Origin of the sequence: Pseudonocardia lutea (genome assembly GCF_042658055.1) — a bacterium.
Lineage (GTDB): Bacteria > Actinomycetota > Actinomycetes > Mycobacteriales > Pseudonocardiaceae > Pseudonocardia > Pseudonocardia lutea.
Genome location: NZ_JBHSQK010000001.1, coordinates 108365 through 124746, shown reverse-complemented (window position 1 = coordinate 124746; position 16382 = coordinate 108365). Strand labels below are relative to the sequence as shown.

12 protein-coding genes and 1 pseudogene are annotated in these 16382 nt (G+C 75.2%); 5 read left to right on the top strand and 8 right to left on the bottom strand.

Annotated elements, in window-relative coordinates; genetic code table 11:
* A pseudogene (locus ACFQH9_RS00605) lies at nt 1-624 on the top strand (hypothetical protein); the annotation flags it as partial.
* Between the two features lie 2 nt (nt 625-626).
* Here the strand turns inward: ACFQH9_RS00605 and ACFQH9_RS00600 are convergent.
* From ACFQH9_RS00600 to recQ, 3 genes are all read right to left on the bottom strand, one after another.
* Nucleotides 627-2219 carry an AMP-binding protein gene (locus tag ACFQH9_RS00600; protein WP_379562969.1) on the bottom strand — a complete coding sequence of 531 codons (1593 nt, stop codon included), beginning with the start codon at nt 2217-2219 and terminating at the stop codon, nt 627-629.
* Nucleotides 2220-2281: 62 nt separating this feature from the next.
* A complete protein-coding gene (locus ACFQH9_RS00595; protein ID WP_379562967.1) occupies nt 2282-3247 on the bottom strand; it encodes an NAD(P)H-dependent flavin oxidoreductase in 966 nt (321 codons plus the stop codon).
* A 96-nt stretch (nt 3248-3343) separates the two neighbouring features.
* Complete coding sequence (gene recQ, locus ACFQH9_RS00590; protein ID WP_379562965.1) at nt 3344-5299, bottom strand: DNA helicase RecQ; 1956 nt, start codon at nt 5297-5299, stop codon at nt 3344-3346.
* A gap of 95 nt (nt 5300-5394) precedes the next feature.
* Here recQ and ACFQH9_RS00585 point away from each other — a divergent pair, with 95 nt between their 5' ends.
* The gene (locus ACFQH9_RS00585) at nt 5395-6588 is read left to right on the top strand and encodes an acyl-CoA dehydrogenase family protein (protein ID WP_379562963.1); all 1194 of its coding nucleotides are present in this window, start codon (nt 5395-5397) and stop codon (nt 6586-6588) included.
* A gap of 67 nt (nt 6589-6655) precedes the next feature.
* On the opposite strand, the gene ACFQH9_RS00580 is transcribed toward ACFQH9_RS00585, so the two are convergent.
* The gene (locus tag ACFQH9_RS00580) at nt 6656-8464 is read right to left on the bottom strand and encodes an ABC transporter ATP-binding protein (protein ID WP_379562989.1); all 1809 of its coding nucleotides are present in this window, start codon (nt 8462-8464) and stop codon (nt 6656-6658) included.
* A 37-nt stretch (nt 8465-8501) separates the two neighbouring features.
* On the bottom strand, nt 8502-10325 hold the full coding sequence (locus ACFQH9_RS00575) for an ABC transporter ATP-binding protein (protein WP_379562961.1): 1824 nt from the start codon (nt 10323-10325) through the stop codon (nt 8502-8504).
* Nucleotides 10326-10526: 201 nt separating this feature from the next.
* Between ACFQH9_RS00575 and fgd the strand changes: the two genes are divergently transcribed.
* From fgd to ACFQH9_RS00560, 3 genes are all read left to right on the top strand, one after another.
* Nucleotides 10527-11531, top strand: a complete 1005-nt coding sequence (gene fgd, locus ACFQH9_RS00570; RefSeq protein ID WP_379562959.1) for a glucose-6-phosphate dehydrogenase (coenzyme-F420) — start codon at nt 10527-10529, stop codon at nt 11529-11531.
* Between the two features lie 111 nt (nt 11532-11642).
* Entirely contained in the window at nt 11643-12443 is an 801-nt protein-coding gene (locus tag ACFQH9_RS00565) for an enoyl-CoA hydratase/isomerase family protein (RefSeq protein ID WP_379562957.1), read from the top strand.
* Between the two features lie 124 nt (nt 12444-12567).
* Nucleotides 12568-13077: an ATP-binding protein gene (locus ACFQH9_RS00560; protein ID WP_379562955.1), complete on the top strand. Its 510-nt coding sequence runs from the start codon at nt 12568-12570 to the stop codon at nt 13075-13077.
* Nucleotides 13078-13162: 85 nt separating this feature from the next.
* Here ACFQH9_RS00560 and ACFQH9_RS00555 read toward each other — a convergent pair whose 3' ends face one another.
* From ACFQH9_RS00555 to ACFQH9_RS00545, 3 genes are all read right to left on the bottom strand, one after another.
* Nucleotides 13163-13978, bottom strand: a complete 816-nt coding sequence (locus ACFQH9_RS00555) for an AfsR/SARP family transcriptional regulator (protein WP_379562953.1) — start codon at nt 13976-13978, stop codon at nt 13163-13165.
* 300 nt (nt 13979-14278) lie between these two features.
* Nucleotides 14279-15226, bottom strand: coding sequence for an ATP-binding protein (locus ACFQH9_RS00550; RefSeq protein WP_379562951.1), 948 nt, complete (start codon nt 15224-15226; stop codon nt 14279-14281).
* Nucleotides 15223-16263 (bottom strand): MEDS domain-containing protein, encoded by a 1041-nt coding sequence (locus tag ACFQH9_RS00545; RefSeq protein WP_379562949.1) that lies wholly within the window; start codon nt 16261-16263, stop codon nt 15223-15225. Before ACFQH9_RS00545 ends, ACFQH9_RS00550 begins: the two co-directional genes overlap by 4 nt.
* Between the last annotated feature and the right edge of the window lie 119 nt (nt 16264-16382).

Below are 16382 nucleotides of genomic sequence, written 5' to 3'. Positions count from 1 at the left end.
GCCGCCGCGGAGCGCGAGCAGCTGCGGGCCGAGGGGCGCTCGGCCGCCCTCGAGGACCGCGCGGTGCGGGCCGAGGAGCTGGCCGAAGCGGCGGCCGCGCAGACCGCACAGCTGCGCGACGAGCTGGCCGCGCTGCGCGCCACGCTCACCGCCCGCGACACCGAGCTCGACGCGGAGCACCGCCGCGCCCGCGAGGCCGCCGACGCGCACCGGGCGGAGCTCGACGCCGAGCGTGAGCGGGCCCGTGCGGCGGCGGCCGCGCACCGCGAGGAGCTGGACACCGCGCTGGCCGGGCTGCGGGAGGAGCACTCCGCCCGGCTCGAGGCCGAACGCACGGCCGCCGCCGAGGACCGGGACCGCACGGTCACCCGGCACCGCGAGGAGCTGGACCGCCTGCGGGCGGAGCACGCCGCCACGGTGGAACGGCGGCTCGCCGAGCACACGCGCGAGACCGCCGAGCTGCACCGGCGGCTCGGGGCGGCCGAGCACGAGCTCGGGCTGCTGCGCGCGGGGCGGGGCGACAGCTCCGACAGCCCCAACAGCGCCGACAGCGCCGACAGCGCCGACAGAACACGGGGCGCCGACGGCGCGCCGGCCGATGTCGTCCCCGAGCCCCACCCGTAGACCTACCGGGCGAGACCCCCGGTCCGCAGGCCCGCCCGCAGGGCCTTTTTGTCGATCTTGCCGACGGCCGTCGTCGGCAGGGCGTCGACCAGGTGCACGGACTTGGGGGCCTGCACCGCGCCCTTGAGCGCCCGCACGTGCGCGGTGAGCTCCTCCGCGGTCGCCGTCGCCCCGGGCCGCAGCACGACCGCGGCGGTCACGGCCTCGCCCCACTTCTCGTCCGGCAGCCCGAACACCGCGGCCACCGCGACGGCGTCGTGGCTGGTCAGGGCGTCCTCCACCTCGCGCGGGAAGACGTTGAAGCCACCACTGATGATCATGTCCTTGGTGCGGTCGACGATCGTGAGGTAGCCCCGGTCGTCACGCCGGGCGACGTCGCCGGTGTGCAGCCACCCGTGTGCGAAGGCCTGGGCGGTGAGCTCGGGCTGGCGCCAGTACTCCTCCATGGTCCCGGGGCCGCGCACGCAGATCTCCCCGGGCTCGCCGGGCTCGACCGGGTTGCCCTCCGGGTCGAGCAGGGTGACGTCGACGCTGCTGATCGGCACCCCGCAGGAGCCCTCGAGCGTCGGGTCGGCGTGCTCCGCGCGACGCAGCACGCTGATCGGGTAGCACTCGGTCTGCCCGTAGAGCTGCGAGAACACCGGCCCGATCCGTTCCAGGCCCTCCGCCAGCCGGGTCGGGGACATGGGGGAGGCCCCGTAGAGCAGCAGCTCCAGCGAGCTCAGGTCGGTGCGGGCGAGGGCGGGGTGGTCGAGCAGCGCGTAGACCATCGTCGGTACGGCGAGCGTCATCGTGATCCGCTCGCGTTCCACGGTCTCCAGGAACCGGCCGGGGTCGAAGCCGTCCTGCAGGTGCACGGTGCCGCCGCGCTGCAGGACCGGGACGACCTTGGTGCCGGCGACGTGCGTGATCGGCGCGACGGCGAGGTAGCGGGCGTCGAACGGGATCTCGAAGTCGGTCAGGGTGCCGATCGACATGATGTGCGTGACGGCGGGATGCCGGCGCATCACGCCCTTCGGCCGCCCGGTGGTGCCGCCTGTGTAGTTGACCAGTGCGATGTCCCCGGGGTGCGCCACGTCGTGGGCGGTCGCGACGCCCCCCGCCTCCGCCTCGGCGAGCAGGTCGGGGCCGAGGTCGGACGGGCCGAGGCCGAGCACGGGCACGTCGCCCGAGCCCGCGGCGAGCTCCGCCCCGCGGGCGCCGTGCCGGCGGGCGTCGACCAGGCATCCGGCCGCGCCGAGGTCGGCGAGCTGGTAGAGCTGGTCCTCCACCGAGCCCAGCGGGTGCAGCCACGAGGTCGCCATCCCCGAGGCCTGCACCGCGACGCCCGCGCACCAGGCCTCGGGGCTGTTGCCGGCCAGCAGCCCGATCCGGTCCCCGCGGCGGAACCCGCGGTCGGCCAGCACCCGCTGGATCCGCCCGATGAGCTCGGTCGCGGCGGCGTAGCCGAGGGTCCCCGCGTCGGAGGCGAACGCGACCCGGTCCGGGTACCGGCGCAGTGCGCGGAGCACCAGCGTCCCCACGGTGGTCCCCGCCCACAGCGGCGCGGGAGGGGAGGCCGTCGGTGCGGTGGTGCGTCCGGTGTCCGTGGTCATGCGTGCTCCCTGGTTGCGGCGGTGGACGTCGAAGACGTCAAGGACGTCGGCACGTGGCCGGGCTACAGCGGGTGGACGGCGCGGTCCGGGTCGCCGAGTGCGGCCTCGTACTCGCGCGCCAGCCGGTCGACGAGCTCGGCGACCGTCGGGATCTCCCGGACGCCGGAGACGGAGTGGCCGGCGCTCCACACCTCGGTCCACCGGCGCGGACCGAGGCCGCCGTGGCCGTAGAGCGCGTCGGCGTCGGCCGGGGTGACGCTCTCGTCGAGGGCCGCCGGGTCGAGGCCGGCGGCCCGGATGGCCGGGGCCAGCATGCTGCTGGGCAGGCCGGTGAACGCCCTGGTCAGGACGACGTCGTCGAGCGTGCTGTCGACGCACATCCGCTTGTACCCCGGCGCGGCCATGCTCTCCTGCGTGGCCAGGAACGCGGTGCCCAGGTAGCCGAGGTCGGCGCCGAGCGTGCGCGCGGCGGCCAGCGCGGTCCCGTCGCCGATCCCGCCGGCGAGCACGAGCGGACCGTCGAAGAAGCCGCGCACGGCCCGGACGAACGCGAAGGGGTTCATCCAGCCCGTCTGCCCGCCGGACCCGGCGGTGAGCAGGACAAGCCCGTCCGCCCCGGCCGCGACGGCGCGCTCGGCGTGACGCAGCGTGGCGACGTCGGCGAGCACCAGCGCCCCCGCGTCGTGCAGGGGGCCCAGGACCGGCTTCGGCGAGCCCACGCTGGCGATCACCAGTTCGACGCGGTGCCGCACGAGCACGGCCAGGTCCTCGGCCAGCCGCGGCGACCGCATGATCAGGTTCGGGGCGCACGGCGCGGCGGCCGGCCCGGTCCGCGCCTCGATCTCGCCCAACCAGCGGTCCAGCTCCTCCGCGGTGCGCGCGTTGGCGGTGGGGAAGCCCCCGACGACACCCGCGTCGCACGCCGCCACCACGAGGTCCGGGCCGGAGACCCGCAGCATCGGCGCCGCGATCACGGGCAGCCGCAGCCGTTCGGTGAGCCGTGCGGGCAGGCCGGTCCGGTCCGGCACGCATCCTCCCGGGCGTCGACGACGGGTCCGCCCGCGATTATCGACCGCTGGGCGCGCGTCTCCGTTGGTCCGACGGGGTGACGCGCGGGCCGGTGCTCAGCCGGCCCAGGGATCGTCGTCGAGGTGGTCGGGGTCGGGCGGCTCCTCCGGGGGCCACTCGTCCTCGACCGGTGCGGCGGCCGGCCGCTCGGACCACTCGGGCCGCTCGGGTCCCTCGGGCGGGCCGTCGCCCGCGACCGCGGCCAGCACGCCCGCCCCGTACTTCGCGAGCTTGTTCTCGCCGACCCCGCTCACCGTGCCGAGCGCGGCGGGCGAGGTCGGCGCGAGGGTGGCGATGGCCCGCAGCGTGGCGTCGTGGAAGATCACGTAGGCGGGAACGCCCTGCTCCTTGGCGGTCGCGGCGCGCCAGGCGCGCAGCCGCTCGAACACCGGCGCCGCCCCGGCCGGCAGGTCGGCCGCCGGTGCGGTGGAGCGGGAGGAGCGGCGGGTCCGGGCGCGTTCGGGGTCCTTGCGCAGCATGACCTTCCGCTCGCCCTTGAGCACCGCGGAGCTGCCGTCGGTGAGCTGCAGGGTGTTGTAGGCGCCGCCGACCTCGAGGAGCCCGCGCGCCAGCAGCTGCCGGACGACGCCGCGCCACTCCTGCTCGGACAGCTCGGTGCCGATGCCGAACGTGGAGAGCTGGTCGTGCCGGGACTGCTCGACCTTCGCGGTCCGCTTGCCGACGAGGATGTCCACGACCTGCCCGGCCCCGAAGCTCTGGTTGCGCTCGCGCTTGAGCCGCCACACCGTGGACAGCAGCTTCTGGGCCGGTACCGTGCCGTCCCAGGACTCGGCCGGCGTGAGGCAGGTGTCGCAGTTGCCGCACGGCTCGGCCTTCTCCGAGAAGTAGGCGAGCAGCTGCACCCGTCGGCACTCGACGGTCTCGCACAGCGCGAGCATCGCGTCGAGGTGCTGGGCCAGCCGGCGCTTGTGCGCCTGGTCGCCCTCGGAGTCGTCGATCATCTTGCGCTGCTGCACGACGTCCGCCAGGCCGTAGGCCAGCCACGCCGTGGACGGCAGCCCGTCCCGGCCCGCGCGGCCGGTCTCCTGGTAGTAGCCCTCGACGGACTTGGGCAGGTCGAGGTGGGCGACGAACCGGACGTCCGGCTTGTCGATGCCCATCCCGAACGCGATCGTCGCGCACATGACCAGGCCCTCCTCGCGCAGGAAGCGGGCCTGGTGCTCGCGGCGGACCTCGGCGTCGAGACCCGCGTGGTAGGGGAGGGCCGGGATGCCCTGACCCTGGAGGAACTCCGCGGTCTGCTCCACCGACTTGCGCGAGAGGCAGTAGACGATCCCGGAGTCGCCCGGGTGTTCGGCGCGGATCAGCTCCAGCAGCTGCCGCCGCGGCTCGGCCTTGGGCACGATCCGGTACTGGATGTTGGGCCGGTCGAAGCTCGCGACGACCTGTTTGGCGCCGGTGAGGTCGAGCCGCTCGGCGATCTCCGCGCGGGTGTGCTCGGTGGCCGTGGCGGTGAGCGCGATGCGCGGCACGCCGGGCCAGCGCCGGTGCAGCTCGGAGAGCATGAGGTAGTCCGGCCGGAAGTCGTGGCCCCACTGCGCCACGCAGTGCGCCTCGTCGATCGCGAACAGCGCGATCCCGCCCTGGGCCTCCAGCCGGTCCAGCAGGTCCACCGTCGAGCCGACGCGCAGCCGCTCGGGGGCGAGGTAGAGCAGGTCCAGCTCGCCGGCGAGCAGGGCCCGCTCGGTGTCGCGGCGCTCCTGCGGCCCCTGGGTGGAGTTGAGGAACCCGGCCCTGACCCCGAGCGTGCGCAGGGCGTCGACCTGGTCCTGCATCAGGGCGATCAGCGGCGAGATCACCACGCCGGTGCCGGGGCGGACCAGCGCCGGCACCTGGTAGCAGAGCGACTTGCCGCCGCCGGTGGGCATGAGGACCAGCGCGTCCCCGCCCGCGCAGACGTGCTCGACGACCTCCTGCTGCGGCCCCCGGAACGCCTCGTAGCCGAAGACGCGGTGCAGCACCTCGAGCGCGGGGGCGGGGGGAGCGGTCACCGCGCGATCGTACGAGCCGGCACCGACGCTCCCCGACCGGCACACGACGGGGCCGACGACGAGCGGGGGCCGGTGCGCCGTGCCAGAGTCGGTCCATGAGCGATGTGCGCGGCGCCGACCTCCTCACCGGCGACTTCTACGGCTACGGCTCCCTGCTGAACGACGACGAGCAGAAGGTGATCGCCCGGGTCCGCGAGTTCTGCCGGACCGAGATCGCCCCGATCGCCCTCGACGCCTGGAGCCGCGCCGAGTTCCCGCACGACATCGTCCCCCGGTTCGCGGACCTGGGCATCGCGGGGCTGCCGTACGAGGGCCTCGACGGACCGGCCGCGCGGCGGCTCCTGATCGGGTTCGTCTCGCTCGAGCTGGCGCACACCGACCCGTCGCTGAACAGCTTCTTCGGCATCCACAACGGGCTGGCGATGGGCAGCATCGACCTCTGCGGCTCCGACGAGCAGCGCGAGCGCTGGCTGCCGGCCATGGCGCGGATGGAGCAGATCGGCGCCTTCGGCCTCACCGAGCCCCACGGCGGGTCCGACGTCGCGCAGGGCCTGGAGACCACCGCCCGCCGCGAGGGCGACACCTGGGTCCTGAACGGGGAGAAGCGCTGGATCGGCAACGCCACCTTCGCCGACCTCGTGGTGATCTGGGCGCGCGACGAGGCCGACGGCGCGGTGAAGGGCTTCGTCGTGCACAAGGACAACCCGGGCATGACGGCGACGAAGATCGAGAACAAGATCGCGCTGCGGACCGTCCAGAACGCCGACATCGTGCTGACCGACTGCCGGGTCCCCGAAGGCGACCGGCTGCAGCGGGCGAACTCGTTCAAGGACACCAACGGGGTGCTCCGCCGGACCCGTGGCGGGGTGGCCTGGGGCGCGACGGGCACGATGATGGCCGCCTACGAGACCGCGCTCGCCTACAGCAGGGAGCGCGAGCAGTTCGGCCGGCCGATCGCCGGGTTCCAGCTGGTCCAGGACTCGCTGGTGCGGATGCTCGGCAACATCACCGCGTCGCTGGGCCTGTGCGTGCGGCTCGCCGAGATGCAGGACGCCGGCGAGGCGCGCGACGAGCACGCCGCGCTGGCCAAGGAGTACACGACGACGGCGATGCGCGAGACCGTGGCGCTGGCGCGGCAGGTGGTCGGCGGCAACGGCGTGGTGCTCGACTACGGCGTGGCCAAGTTCTTCGCCGACGCCGAGGCCCTCTACTCCTTCGAGGGCACCCGCGAGATCAACACCCTCGTCGTCGGACGGGCGATCACGGGCCACTCCGCCTTCGTCCGCTGAGCACGTCGTGGAACCACGATGCGATTCTCGGCGGCTCCTGACCGCGTTGTGGAACCATGATGCGGCGTCAGCGGAGGGAGTCCTGCCAGGCGGCGTGGAGGTCGGCGAAGTCGCCGCCGGAGGCCAGGAGCTCGGCGGGGGACCCGTCCTGGACGATCCGGCCGCCGCCCATGACCAGCACCCGGTCCGCGATCGCGACCGTGGACAGGCGGTGCGCGATGATCAGCGCGGTCCGGTGGGCCAGCACCGTCTCCAGCGCCGCCTGCACCGCCCGCTCGGACGGGATGTCGAGGCTCGACGTGGCCTCGTCGAGCAGCACCACGGCCGGATCGGCCAGCACCACCCGGGCCAGCGACACCAGCTGCCGCTGCCCGGCCGAGAGCCGGCCGCCGCGCTTGCGCACATCCGTGTCGAGCCCGTCCGGCAGGGCGTGTACGAAGTCCGCCCCGACCGCGTCGACCGCCGCGGCGATCTCCGCGCGTGAGGCGCCGGGCCGGCCCATGGCGACGTTCTCGGCGAGGGACCCGGAGAACAGGAACGGCTCCTGGGTGACCATGACCAGCGCCCGGCGCAGGTCGGCGTCGGCGAGGTCGCGCAGGTCGACGCCGTCGAGCCGGACGGTGCCCGCGACCGGGTCGTGGAAGCGGGCGGCGAGCTTGGCCAACGTCGTCTTGCCCGCTCCGGTCTCGCCGACCAGCGCGATCGTCTGCCCCGCCGGCACGGTCAGCGAGAACTCGGGCAGCACGGGCCGTTCGGGCGCGCGTGGGTAGGCGAAGGTGACCCGGTCGAAGGTGAGCTCGCCGCGCACCGGAGTCGGCAGCGCTCGCGGGTGCGCCGGCTCCGGCACGCCGATCGGGGTCTCCAGCACCGAGGCCAGCTTCTCCAGCGCCGCGGCCGCCGACTGGTAGGCGTTGAGGAACTGGGCGAGCTGGTCGAGCGGGTCGTAGAAGCGGCGCAGGTAGAGCAGGAACGCGGTGAGCGCGCCCAGCTCCAGCGCGCCGGAGGTGACCCGCAGCGCGCCGAGCAGCAGCACCAGTGCCAGCGTCAGGTTGCCGACGGCGCGGACGCAGGCCACGAACCAGGACAGCGTGAGCAGGGCCGCGGCGTTGGCGTCGCGGTAGCGGCCGTTGAGCTGCGCCATGATCGACTCGTTGCGGGCCTCGCGCCGGTAGGCCTGCACCGCGCGGATGCCGTTCATGGACTCGACGAACTGCACGATCACCCGCGCCACCCAGGTGCGGGTGAGCCGGTAGCTGGCCCGCGAGCGGCGCTGGAACCAGCGGGTTAGCAGGGCCAGCGGCACGAACCCGGCCAGCACGACGCCCGCGAGGACCGGGTCGATCAGCAGGAGCAGGACGGTGATCCCGGCCAGGGACAACAGCGCGCCGAGCAGGCCGTCGAGCCCCTGCTGGAGCAGGTCGTCGATCGACTCCAGGTCGCTGGTCAGCCGGGAGATCAGCCGACCGGAGGTGTACGACTCGTGCCACTCCAGGGCGAGCCGCTGCGCGTGCCGGAACACCCGGCGGCGCAGCTCCAGCAGCACGTCCTGGCCGATCCGCCCGGACAGCAGGAGGAACGCCGCCCGCAGCCCGGCCGACGCCAACCCGCACGCCGCGTACCCGGCGACGGCCCAGGCCAACGGGGCCGGGCGTCCGGCGAGCGCGGCGGGCACCCCGGTGTCCACGGCCAGCGCGACGAGCAGCGGCCCGGCGAGCGTGACCGCGTTCTCCGCGACCAGGATCAGCAGCGCGAGCGCGACGCCCCAGCGGCGGGGCCGCAGCAGGTCGGCGACCAGCCGGCGGGCGCTGCGGGCCAGCCGGAGTCCCGCGGCCCGGGTGACCTCCTCGCTGTCGTCGCCGACCCCGCGCCACTCCAGGTCGNGCCGGGGTCGGCGCCGGGGTCCGTCGAGGTGCTCATGCCGCCCCCACCCGGTCGGCGTCCGGGCTGCTCAACAGCTCCCGGTAGGTCGCGTTCGTGGCCAGCAACGCGCGGTGCGTGCCGACCGCGGTGATCCGGCCCTCCTCCAGCAGCGCGACCCGGTCGGCCAGCTGGACGGTGGAGGGGCGGTGGGCCACCACCAGCGCCGTCACCCCGCCGAGCACGCTGCGCAGAGCGGCCTCCACCTCGGCCTCGGTGTGCACGTCCAGGGCCGAGAGGGGGTCGTCGAGCACCAGGACGGGCGGGCGGCCGAGCACGGCGCGGGCCAGCGCGAGCCGCTGCCGCTGGCCGCCGGACAGCGACAGCCCCTGCTCGCCGATCCGCGTGGCCGGGCCCCAGGGCAGTGCCTCGACGAAGCCGGCCGCGCCGGCGATCCGCAGCGCCTCCCACACGTCGTCGTCGCTCGCGTCGGGCAGGCCGAGGGCCACGTTCTCCCGCACGCTCGCGGAGATCAGCACGGGGTCCTCGAAGGCCGTGGCGACGGCCGTGCGCAGGTCCGCGAGCCGCAGCCGCCGGACGTCGACGCCGTCGAGCAGCACCGCGCCGCCGGTGACGTCGGCGAGGCGCCCGACCAGCGCGGTCAGCACGGTCTTGCCCGATCCGGTGGCGCCGACCAGGGCCATCGTCTCCCCGGGCTCCACGGTGAGGTCCACGCCGCGGAGCACCTCGGTGTCGGCTCCCTCGTGCCGGAACCGGACGCCCCGGAACTCGACCCGGCCCCGGACCGGGCCGAGCGCGACCGGCCCGGGCGGGTCCACGATCGCCGGCGCGACGTCCCGGACCTCCCAGTACCGGCGGGTCGCGGCGGCGGCGTTGCCGGCCTCGGTGAGGAGCCAGCCGAGCGAGGCGATGGGCCAGTACAGGTAGGTCATGATCGTCACGGCGGCGACCAGGGTGCCCACCGTCAGCGCGCCGGTGGCCACGCCCCAGGCACTGATCCCGAGGATCACCGCGATGGCGGCCTCGGGCAGCAGCACGAGAACGCACCACAGCGCCGCCTGCAGCCGCACCTTGCGCAGCTCCGTGCGCCGCAGCCCGCGGGCACCCACGAGGAACCGGTCGGTGATCTCGCGACCGCGGCCGAGCGCGCGCAGCACGCGGACGCCGAGCGCGGACTCCTCGACGGTCGTCGCGAGGTCGCCGTCCTGGTCCTGCGCGAGGCGGGCGACCACCGAGTAGCGGCGCTCGAGCCCCAGCGTCAGCGCGACCAGCGGCACCGCGACGACCACGACCGCCACCCCGAGCAGCCAGGACAGCGCTCCGAGGATCGCGATCCCGACCAGCGCGGTGACCGTGTTGACCACGAGGAACACCCCGGCGAACGCCAGGAAGCGGCGGATCGTGGACAGGTCCTGCACCGCGCGGGAGAGCAGCTGCCCGGAGGGCCAGCGGTCGTGGAAGGCGATCGGCAGCCGCTGCAGGTGGGCGTAGAGGTCCGCGCGCATGTCGGCCTCGATCCGGGTGGTCGGGCGGGCGACGATCCGGCGGCGCACCAGCAGCAGGACGGCCTCGGCGAGGCCCAGCGCGAGGACGCCGCCGACCAGCCAGGGCAGCGGGGAGAGGTCGCCGCGGGCGATCGGTCCGTCGACGATGCGCCGGGTGACCAGCGGGATGACCAGCGCGGCGAGGGTGGCGGCGAGGGCCGCGGCGCCCGAGCCGAGCAGGGCGCGGCGGTGCGGGCGGACGTACGGGGCGAGGCGGCGCAGCGCGGCCAGGGTCGCCGCGGGCCGGGTCGCGGCCCCCGTCGGCTCGGTCGTGGGAGGGTCCTGCGCCTGCGCGGTGTCGGGAGAGGCAGGCATGGTCTCGTCCACGCTACGAACCCGGCGCGCGGTGCGCACCCGGGTTCCGCCGCGGTTCGCCGAAGGCGGACGTGTCGATCACCGCGCGACCCTGCGCCCTGCACCCCGGTCGAGGTCGAGGCGCGGGGTCGCGGCGTGCGGGTGTCCGCGACGGTCCCGTGTAGTAGACCTGTGGGCGCAGACCCCAGCGGAAGGACCAGCGTGGACCTCAAGATCGGTTACAAGGCCTCGGCGGAGCAGTTCGGGCCCCGTGACCTGGTGGAGTACGCCGTGCGGGCCGAGGAGGTGGGCCTGGACAGCGTGTGGGTGTCGGACCACTTCCTGCCGTGGCGGCACGAGGGCGGGCACGCGCCGTCGGCGCTGACCTGGATGGCGGCGGTGGGGGAGCGCACTCGGCGGGTGCAGATCGGCACGAGCGTGACCACGCCGACGTTCCGGTACAACCCGGCGGTGATGGCCCAGACCTTCGCCACGATGGCGCTGCTCTACGACAACCGGATCATCCTCGGCGCGGGCACCGGCGAGGCGCTCAACGAGATCGCGGTCTCGGGCATGGAGTGGCCGGAGTTCAAGGAGCGGTTCGCCCGGCTGCGCGAGGCCGTGCGGCTGATGCGGGCGCTGTGGACCGACACGAACGTCGACTTCGAGGGCGACTACTACCGGCTGGTCAACGCCTCGATCTACGACCGGCCGGAGAAGCCGGTGCCGGTCTACATCGCCGCGGGCGGGCCGGTGGTGGCGCGCTACGCGGGCCGCTCCGGCGAGGGCTTCATCTGCACCTCCGGCAAGGGCATGGACCTCTACACCGAGAAGCTGATCCCCGCGGTGAAGGAGGGCGCGGAGAAGGAGTCGCGCTCCTTCGACGACATCGACCGGACCATCGAGATCAAGCTGTCCTACGACCGCGACGCCGACGCCGCGCTCGAGAACGCCCGCTTCTGGGCGCCGCTGTCGCTGACCGCCGAGCAGAAGCACACGGTCGACTCCGCGGAGGAGATGGAGCGGCTGGCCGACGAGCTGCCGATCGAGCAGGTCGCCAAGCGCTGGATCGTCGCGAGCGACCCGGACGAGGCGGTCGCGCAGATCAAGCCCTACCTCGACGCCGGCCTCAACCACCTGGTCGTCCACGGCCCCGGCCACGACCAGGAGCGCTTCCTCACCCAGTTCGCCGAGGACGTCGTCCCGAAGCTGCGCGCGCTGGCCTGAGGCCGGCCCGGTGTCGGGCGCCTCACCCGGCGTGATCGTTCCCTCCGGTCAGAGCTGACCGTTAGCCTGCCGGGGTCGACGGGGGCGGCCCCCGGGGTGAGGAGCGGTGGGATGAGCGGTGCGAGCGGGAGCCCGGTGGTGGCGCAGGACGGGCGGGTGCTGCGTTGCCGCGTGACGGCGGGGAAGGCGGGCGCGCTCGACGGTGCGGCCATGGCCGAGGTCGCGGAGGCGTTGCGCGGCCTGGGCACCGCCGAGGACGCGGCCGAGCGCGGGATCGGCGCGGTCCAGCTGGCCCACGACGGCGGCAACTTCTGCGCGGGCGGCGACGTGCGCTCCTTCGCCGCCGCGGAGGACCGCGGCACGTTCGTCCGCGAGGTCGCCGACCTGTTCCACGAGATGCTCGAGGCGTACGTCCGCTGCGCCGTGCCGACCGTGGCCGGCGTCCAGGGCTGGGCGGCCGGCGCGGGGATGAGCCTGGTGCTGGCCACGGACGTGGTCGTCGTCGGCACGTCGACGCGCGTCCGGCCCGCCTACCCCGCGATCGGGTTCTCGCCGGACGGCGGGATGAGCTGGACGCTGCCCCGGATCGTCGGGCTCGGCCGGGCCCGGCACATCCTGCTGACCGACCAGGTGCTCGGCGCCGAGGACATGCTGTCGCTGGGCATCGCGTCGGTGCTGGTCGACGACACCGAGCTGGCCGCCGAGGCGGAGGCCACGGCCTACCGCCTGGCCCAGGGCCCCACCGCGGCGCTCGGCCGGATCAAGCGGCTGCTGGCCGGGACCTTCGACCACGACCTGCGCACGCATCTCGACGCCGAGGCCGCCTCGATCGCCGCCAGCGCGGCCGGCCCGGAGGGGGCCGAGGGGCTGACCGCGTTCGGTGAGAAGCGGGCTCCGCGCTTCCACGGCTGACCCCGACGGGAGCGTCACCGGGCGGGCGGCACACGTCCCGGTTTGCCGGGAGCGGGGCCGGGGGATACCAGGCGAGGCGGCCGGACCCGGTGCGCCAGAGCCGATCCCCGGGGGCACTCCGCTCGTGAACGTGCACGGCCCGCAGGGCGATGTCCCGCCCGCGCCGCCCGCCGCCGCGACGCCCGCGTCGGCCACGACGTCGACCGCGGCGGTCGTCCGGCCGGTGCGGGTGGTGCCCGACGAGCTGCGCATCGTCCGCACGGCGGTGGCGGACGAGCTGTCCGGCATCCGCAGCGCGGTCTCCCGCTGGGGCCGGCGCGCGGGCCTGTCCGCCGACGTCCTCGTCGACCTGCTGCTCGCGGTCGGCGAGGCCGCGGCCAACGCCGTCGACCACGCCTACCGCGGCGGCCCGCCCGGTCCCGTCGAGGTCGACCTGCAGCTGCGCCGGCGCCGCACCGGCAGCGTCGTCGCCGCGCGGATCTGCGACCAGGGGCGCTGGCGGCCGGCCTCCGCCTGCGAGGTCCGGGACCGGGGGCGCGGGCTGCCGATGATCCGGGCGCTGGCGGCGCACCTCGAGGTGGTCGCCACCGGCCGCGGCACCGAGGTCTGCCTCGAGCTCGCGCTCGGCGACTGAGTCCTCCCACCGACACCCGGGAACGCCGGAACCCCGGCCGCGGGGCGACCGGGGTTCTTCCGGAGCAGGGGTGGCGCGGCGGGGCTCAGCGGCCGGGCACCGAGCCGCCGGCAACCAGGCGCCGCGGGGCGCCGGGACTCGCCGGACGGGCGGCGCGCAGGCCCGGCAGGACCACCGCCGACCGCTGCGCGGGGCGGCGGAACCCGCTCATGCCGGGTCGCATCGGCCAGGCGCCGGCGGGCGGGAACAGGCCCTCCAGGCCCGCGCTCTCCGGGCCGACGCTGGTGCGCAGCAGCTCGTGGAACGCGTCGTACTGGGCGACCGCCTCGACGACGTCGCCCTTCGCCAGCAGCGCCTCGATCAGGGCCCGGCGGGCGCTCTCCCGGCTGGGGGCGGCGGCCACGGCGATCTCGGCGGTCCGCACGGCGTCGGCGAACAGGCCGGCCGCGGTGAGCTTGAGGGAGACCTCCTCCAGCGCGGCGAGCCGGAGCTGGCGGAAACGTTCGCGCTCGACGGCGATCCACGGGGAGGTCCAGGCGGGCAGGATGTCCTCGGTCAGCAGGTCGACCGCGGGGCGCTCGGTCAGGCGGCCGCCGCCGGAGAAGGCACGGACCAGGAGCATCGCGTCGGACAGGTCGACCTCGACCTCGTCGGCGAGGGCCAGCGGGGCGTCCTCGTCGCGCGGGTCGCCGGCGAGCAGCCCGGGTACGTCGATCCCGCCCACCGCCTCGGCGAGCAGCCGGTGGGCGGCCTCGGCCGGGACACCCGGCCAGAGGTCGGCGGCGAGGCCCGCCCGCCCCTGCGGCCGCCGGTGCACGGCCAGATAGGCGACGACGCGGCGGGAGTCCACGCCCAGCGGCACCGTGGTGCCGTCCGAGGTGAGACCGAACGAGCCGAGCACCGTGATGCGGTGGCCCGGACACTCCGTGAGGGATCGGCGGTGACCGTCAGACATGGTTATCCCGAGTTCTGGTGGTGCTCGAATGGTGACCCGTGGGCACGCCTCGTGGGCCCGTGCCGCCGAACAGTGTTCTCCCGACGGCGCGGATTGCCAAGGGGCTGTTTCGTCACAGTTACGATCTGCGCGTACCTAATTGACAAACCGCAGGTGAAGCCGTAAGGGTGACGCCCGGCGACGATCTTAACGCACCTCCTCGGGAGCCTCTCGGCGGGGGCCGCACGTGATCAGGGCGGGCCGGGCTCAGGGTGTCGCGTGCAACCGCACGTGCGTGCCGGAGCGGTCCTGCCAGACGTGCAGCAGGTCGCAGAGCTGGCGCGCGATCCACACCCCACGCCCCCGGGGCTCGGCCGGGTGCGGCGCGGTCAGGCCGGGCAACGGCTCCTCGAGCTCGCCGGCGTCGTGCACCTCGCAGACCAGCCCGCCCGTCGTCGCCCACAGGTGGATCTCGGCCTGCGGCGCCCCGTGCTCGACGGCGTTCGTGGCGATCTCGTTGACCGCGAGCACCAGGTCCTCGGACCGGACCGGGTCGAACCCCAGCGCCGGCGCGAGCCGCGCGACCATCCGGCGCACCTCGTGCAGCTGCCAGGAGTTGTACCGGTAGGTGACGTCCGGCGGGCCCAGGACCAGCGGCGCCGCGCGCTCCCGCCCGCGCAGGACCTCCAGCGGGCAGCGGTGCTCCGGGTTGGGCACCGGCGTGCCGCCCTGCCGCACGTACGGGTGGTTCGCGCGGGCGCCCTCGAGCACCTCCAGGTGCAGCGGCCACGCCGGGTAGAGGCACACGAGGTCCACGGGCAGGTCCGCCAGCGAGACGTTGAGCGCGGCGTCGAGCTCGGTCCAGTACCCGCCGTCGACGCCGTCGTGCACCGGGTCGTGCCCGCACAGCACGGTCACGCCCGCGTCGCTCTGCACGAGTGCGCGCAGCTCCCGGGCCCACGTCGCCGCCGTGGTCTGCCCCGACCCGCCGGACGGACCGTACGGTGCCGTCAGCGCGACCACGCCCGCGTGCCCGACCGCCTCGAACACGGCCGTCTCGACGGCGGCCGGCAGGGCGACCGCGAGCTGCTCGCCGCGGCGCACGGTGGCCCGGGCGAACGCGACGGCGCGCGCCAGCTGGTCCGCCGGCCCGTCGTGGAACTCCACGGCGTGCCGCAGCCGGGTGTGCGCGGGGACGCGGGACTCGACCTTCACGCCCCGGCCCCCTCGGTGGCGGGCTCGCGCGCGGGCCCGCCGTCCACCAGGCGGGGCGACGGGCCCGGGTCGGGCTCCTCCGGCCGGTCCTCCGGCGCCGCCTCCGCGACCCGCCGCTCGCGCGGGCCGTGCGGCTCGTCGGGCACACCGGGCAGCCGGGCGGGGGGCCGGGCCTCGCGGACCACGAGCTGGGTCGCGAACGGCGCCCCGCACCGGTCGAGTACCCGCTGGACCCCGGGCCGGACGTCGGCCAGCACCAGGCGGTGGCTGCTCGGGAACTCCTCCGCCGCGTGCACCAGCGCGACGGCGCCGGCGACGTCGAGGAACCGCAGCGACGCCAGGTTGAGCTCGATGTCCATGGGTGCGTCGGCCGACCGCAGCGCCCGGTCCAGCGTGTCCGTGATCAGCTTGTGGATCACGGGCCGGTTGCTGTGGTCGGCCTCGCCGGCCAGCCGCACCGCGGTGACCCCGGTCTGGGTGATCCGCAACAGCCCGTCGTCGTAGGCGGCGGGGGAGCTGAGCTCCTCGCGGTGCGCCGCGCGCATCCGCTCGATCTGCTCGGTGGTGTAGTGCCCGTGGTCGTAGAGGCACAGCGCCGCCAGCCGGCGCTCCCGGACGACCTCGTCGAGCGCGGCGTCGTACGCCGTCATCGGGATCCCGACGGGCGCCGCGGCCCCGTAGCTCATCTGGCCGGTCATCCGGAAGCCCGACCAGCCCTGGGCGACGGACCCGTCGACGTAGGAGTGCAGCAGGGCCCGCGCGTCGGCGACCGGCGAGCGGAAGGTGCCGCGGGTGACGTCCGCGGGCACGACCTGCAGCTGTCCGCTGCGGAGCGCGGCGGCGACCGGCATCCGGTCCTCGGTCAGCCGCTCGAGCACGCGCTCCGAGGTGCCGTCGTCGAAGTAGACGACCTTCTCGTTGCGGCGCAGCCCGCCGGAGAGGAAGCGGGCGGTGAGCTCCCAGAGCTGCTCGTCGCTGACGGGCACGGCGCAGGCGTGATCGCCGGACGCCAGATCCTCCGCCGCTCGCACGCTCATGTCTCTCGCTCGCTGCTCGTGACCAGGCCGCCACCCTACGGCCGCGACCGGGGGTCATCCGTCCCGCGATCGGGGGTACCCGCGCCGAAGCGACACGACACCGCGACGAACGGCCCGCC

Coding starts and splice junctions, on each gene's coding strand:
- ACFQH9_RS00600 (WP_379562969.1), bottom strand. CDS start 2,219: ATGACCACGGACACCGGACGCACCACCGCACCGACGGCCTCCCCTCCC.
- ACFQH9_RS00575 (WP_379562961.1), bottom strand. CDS start 10,325: ATGCCTGCCTCTCCCGACACCGCGCAGGCGCAGGACCCTCCCACGACC.
- ACFQH9_RS00565 (WP_379562957.1), top strand. CDS start 11,643: ATGAGCGGTGCGAGCGGGAGCCCGGTGGTGGCGCAGGACGGGCGGGTG.
- ACFQH9_RS00585 (WP_379562963.1), top strand. CDS start 5,395: ATGAGCGATGTGCGCGGCGCCGACCTCCTCACCGGCGACTTCTACGGC.
- ACFQH9_RS00545 (WP_379562949.1), bottom strand. CDS start 16,263: ATGAGCGTGCGAGCGGCGGAGGATCTGGCGTCCGGCGATCACGCCTGC.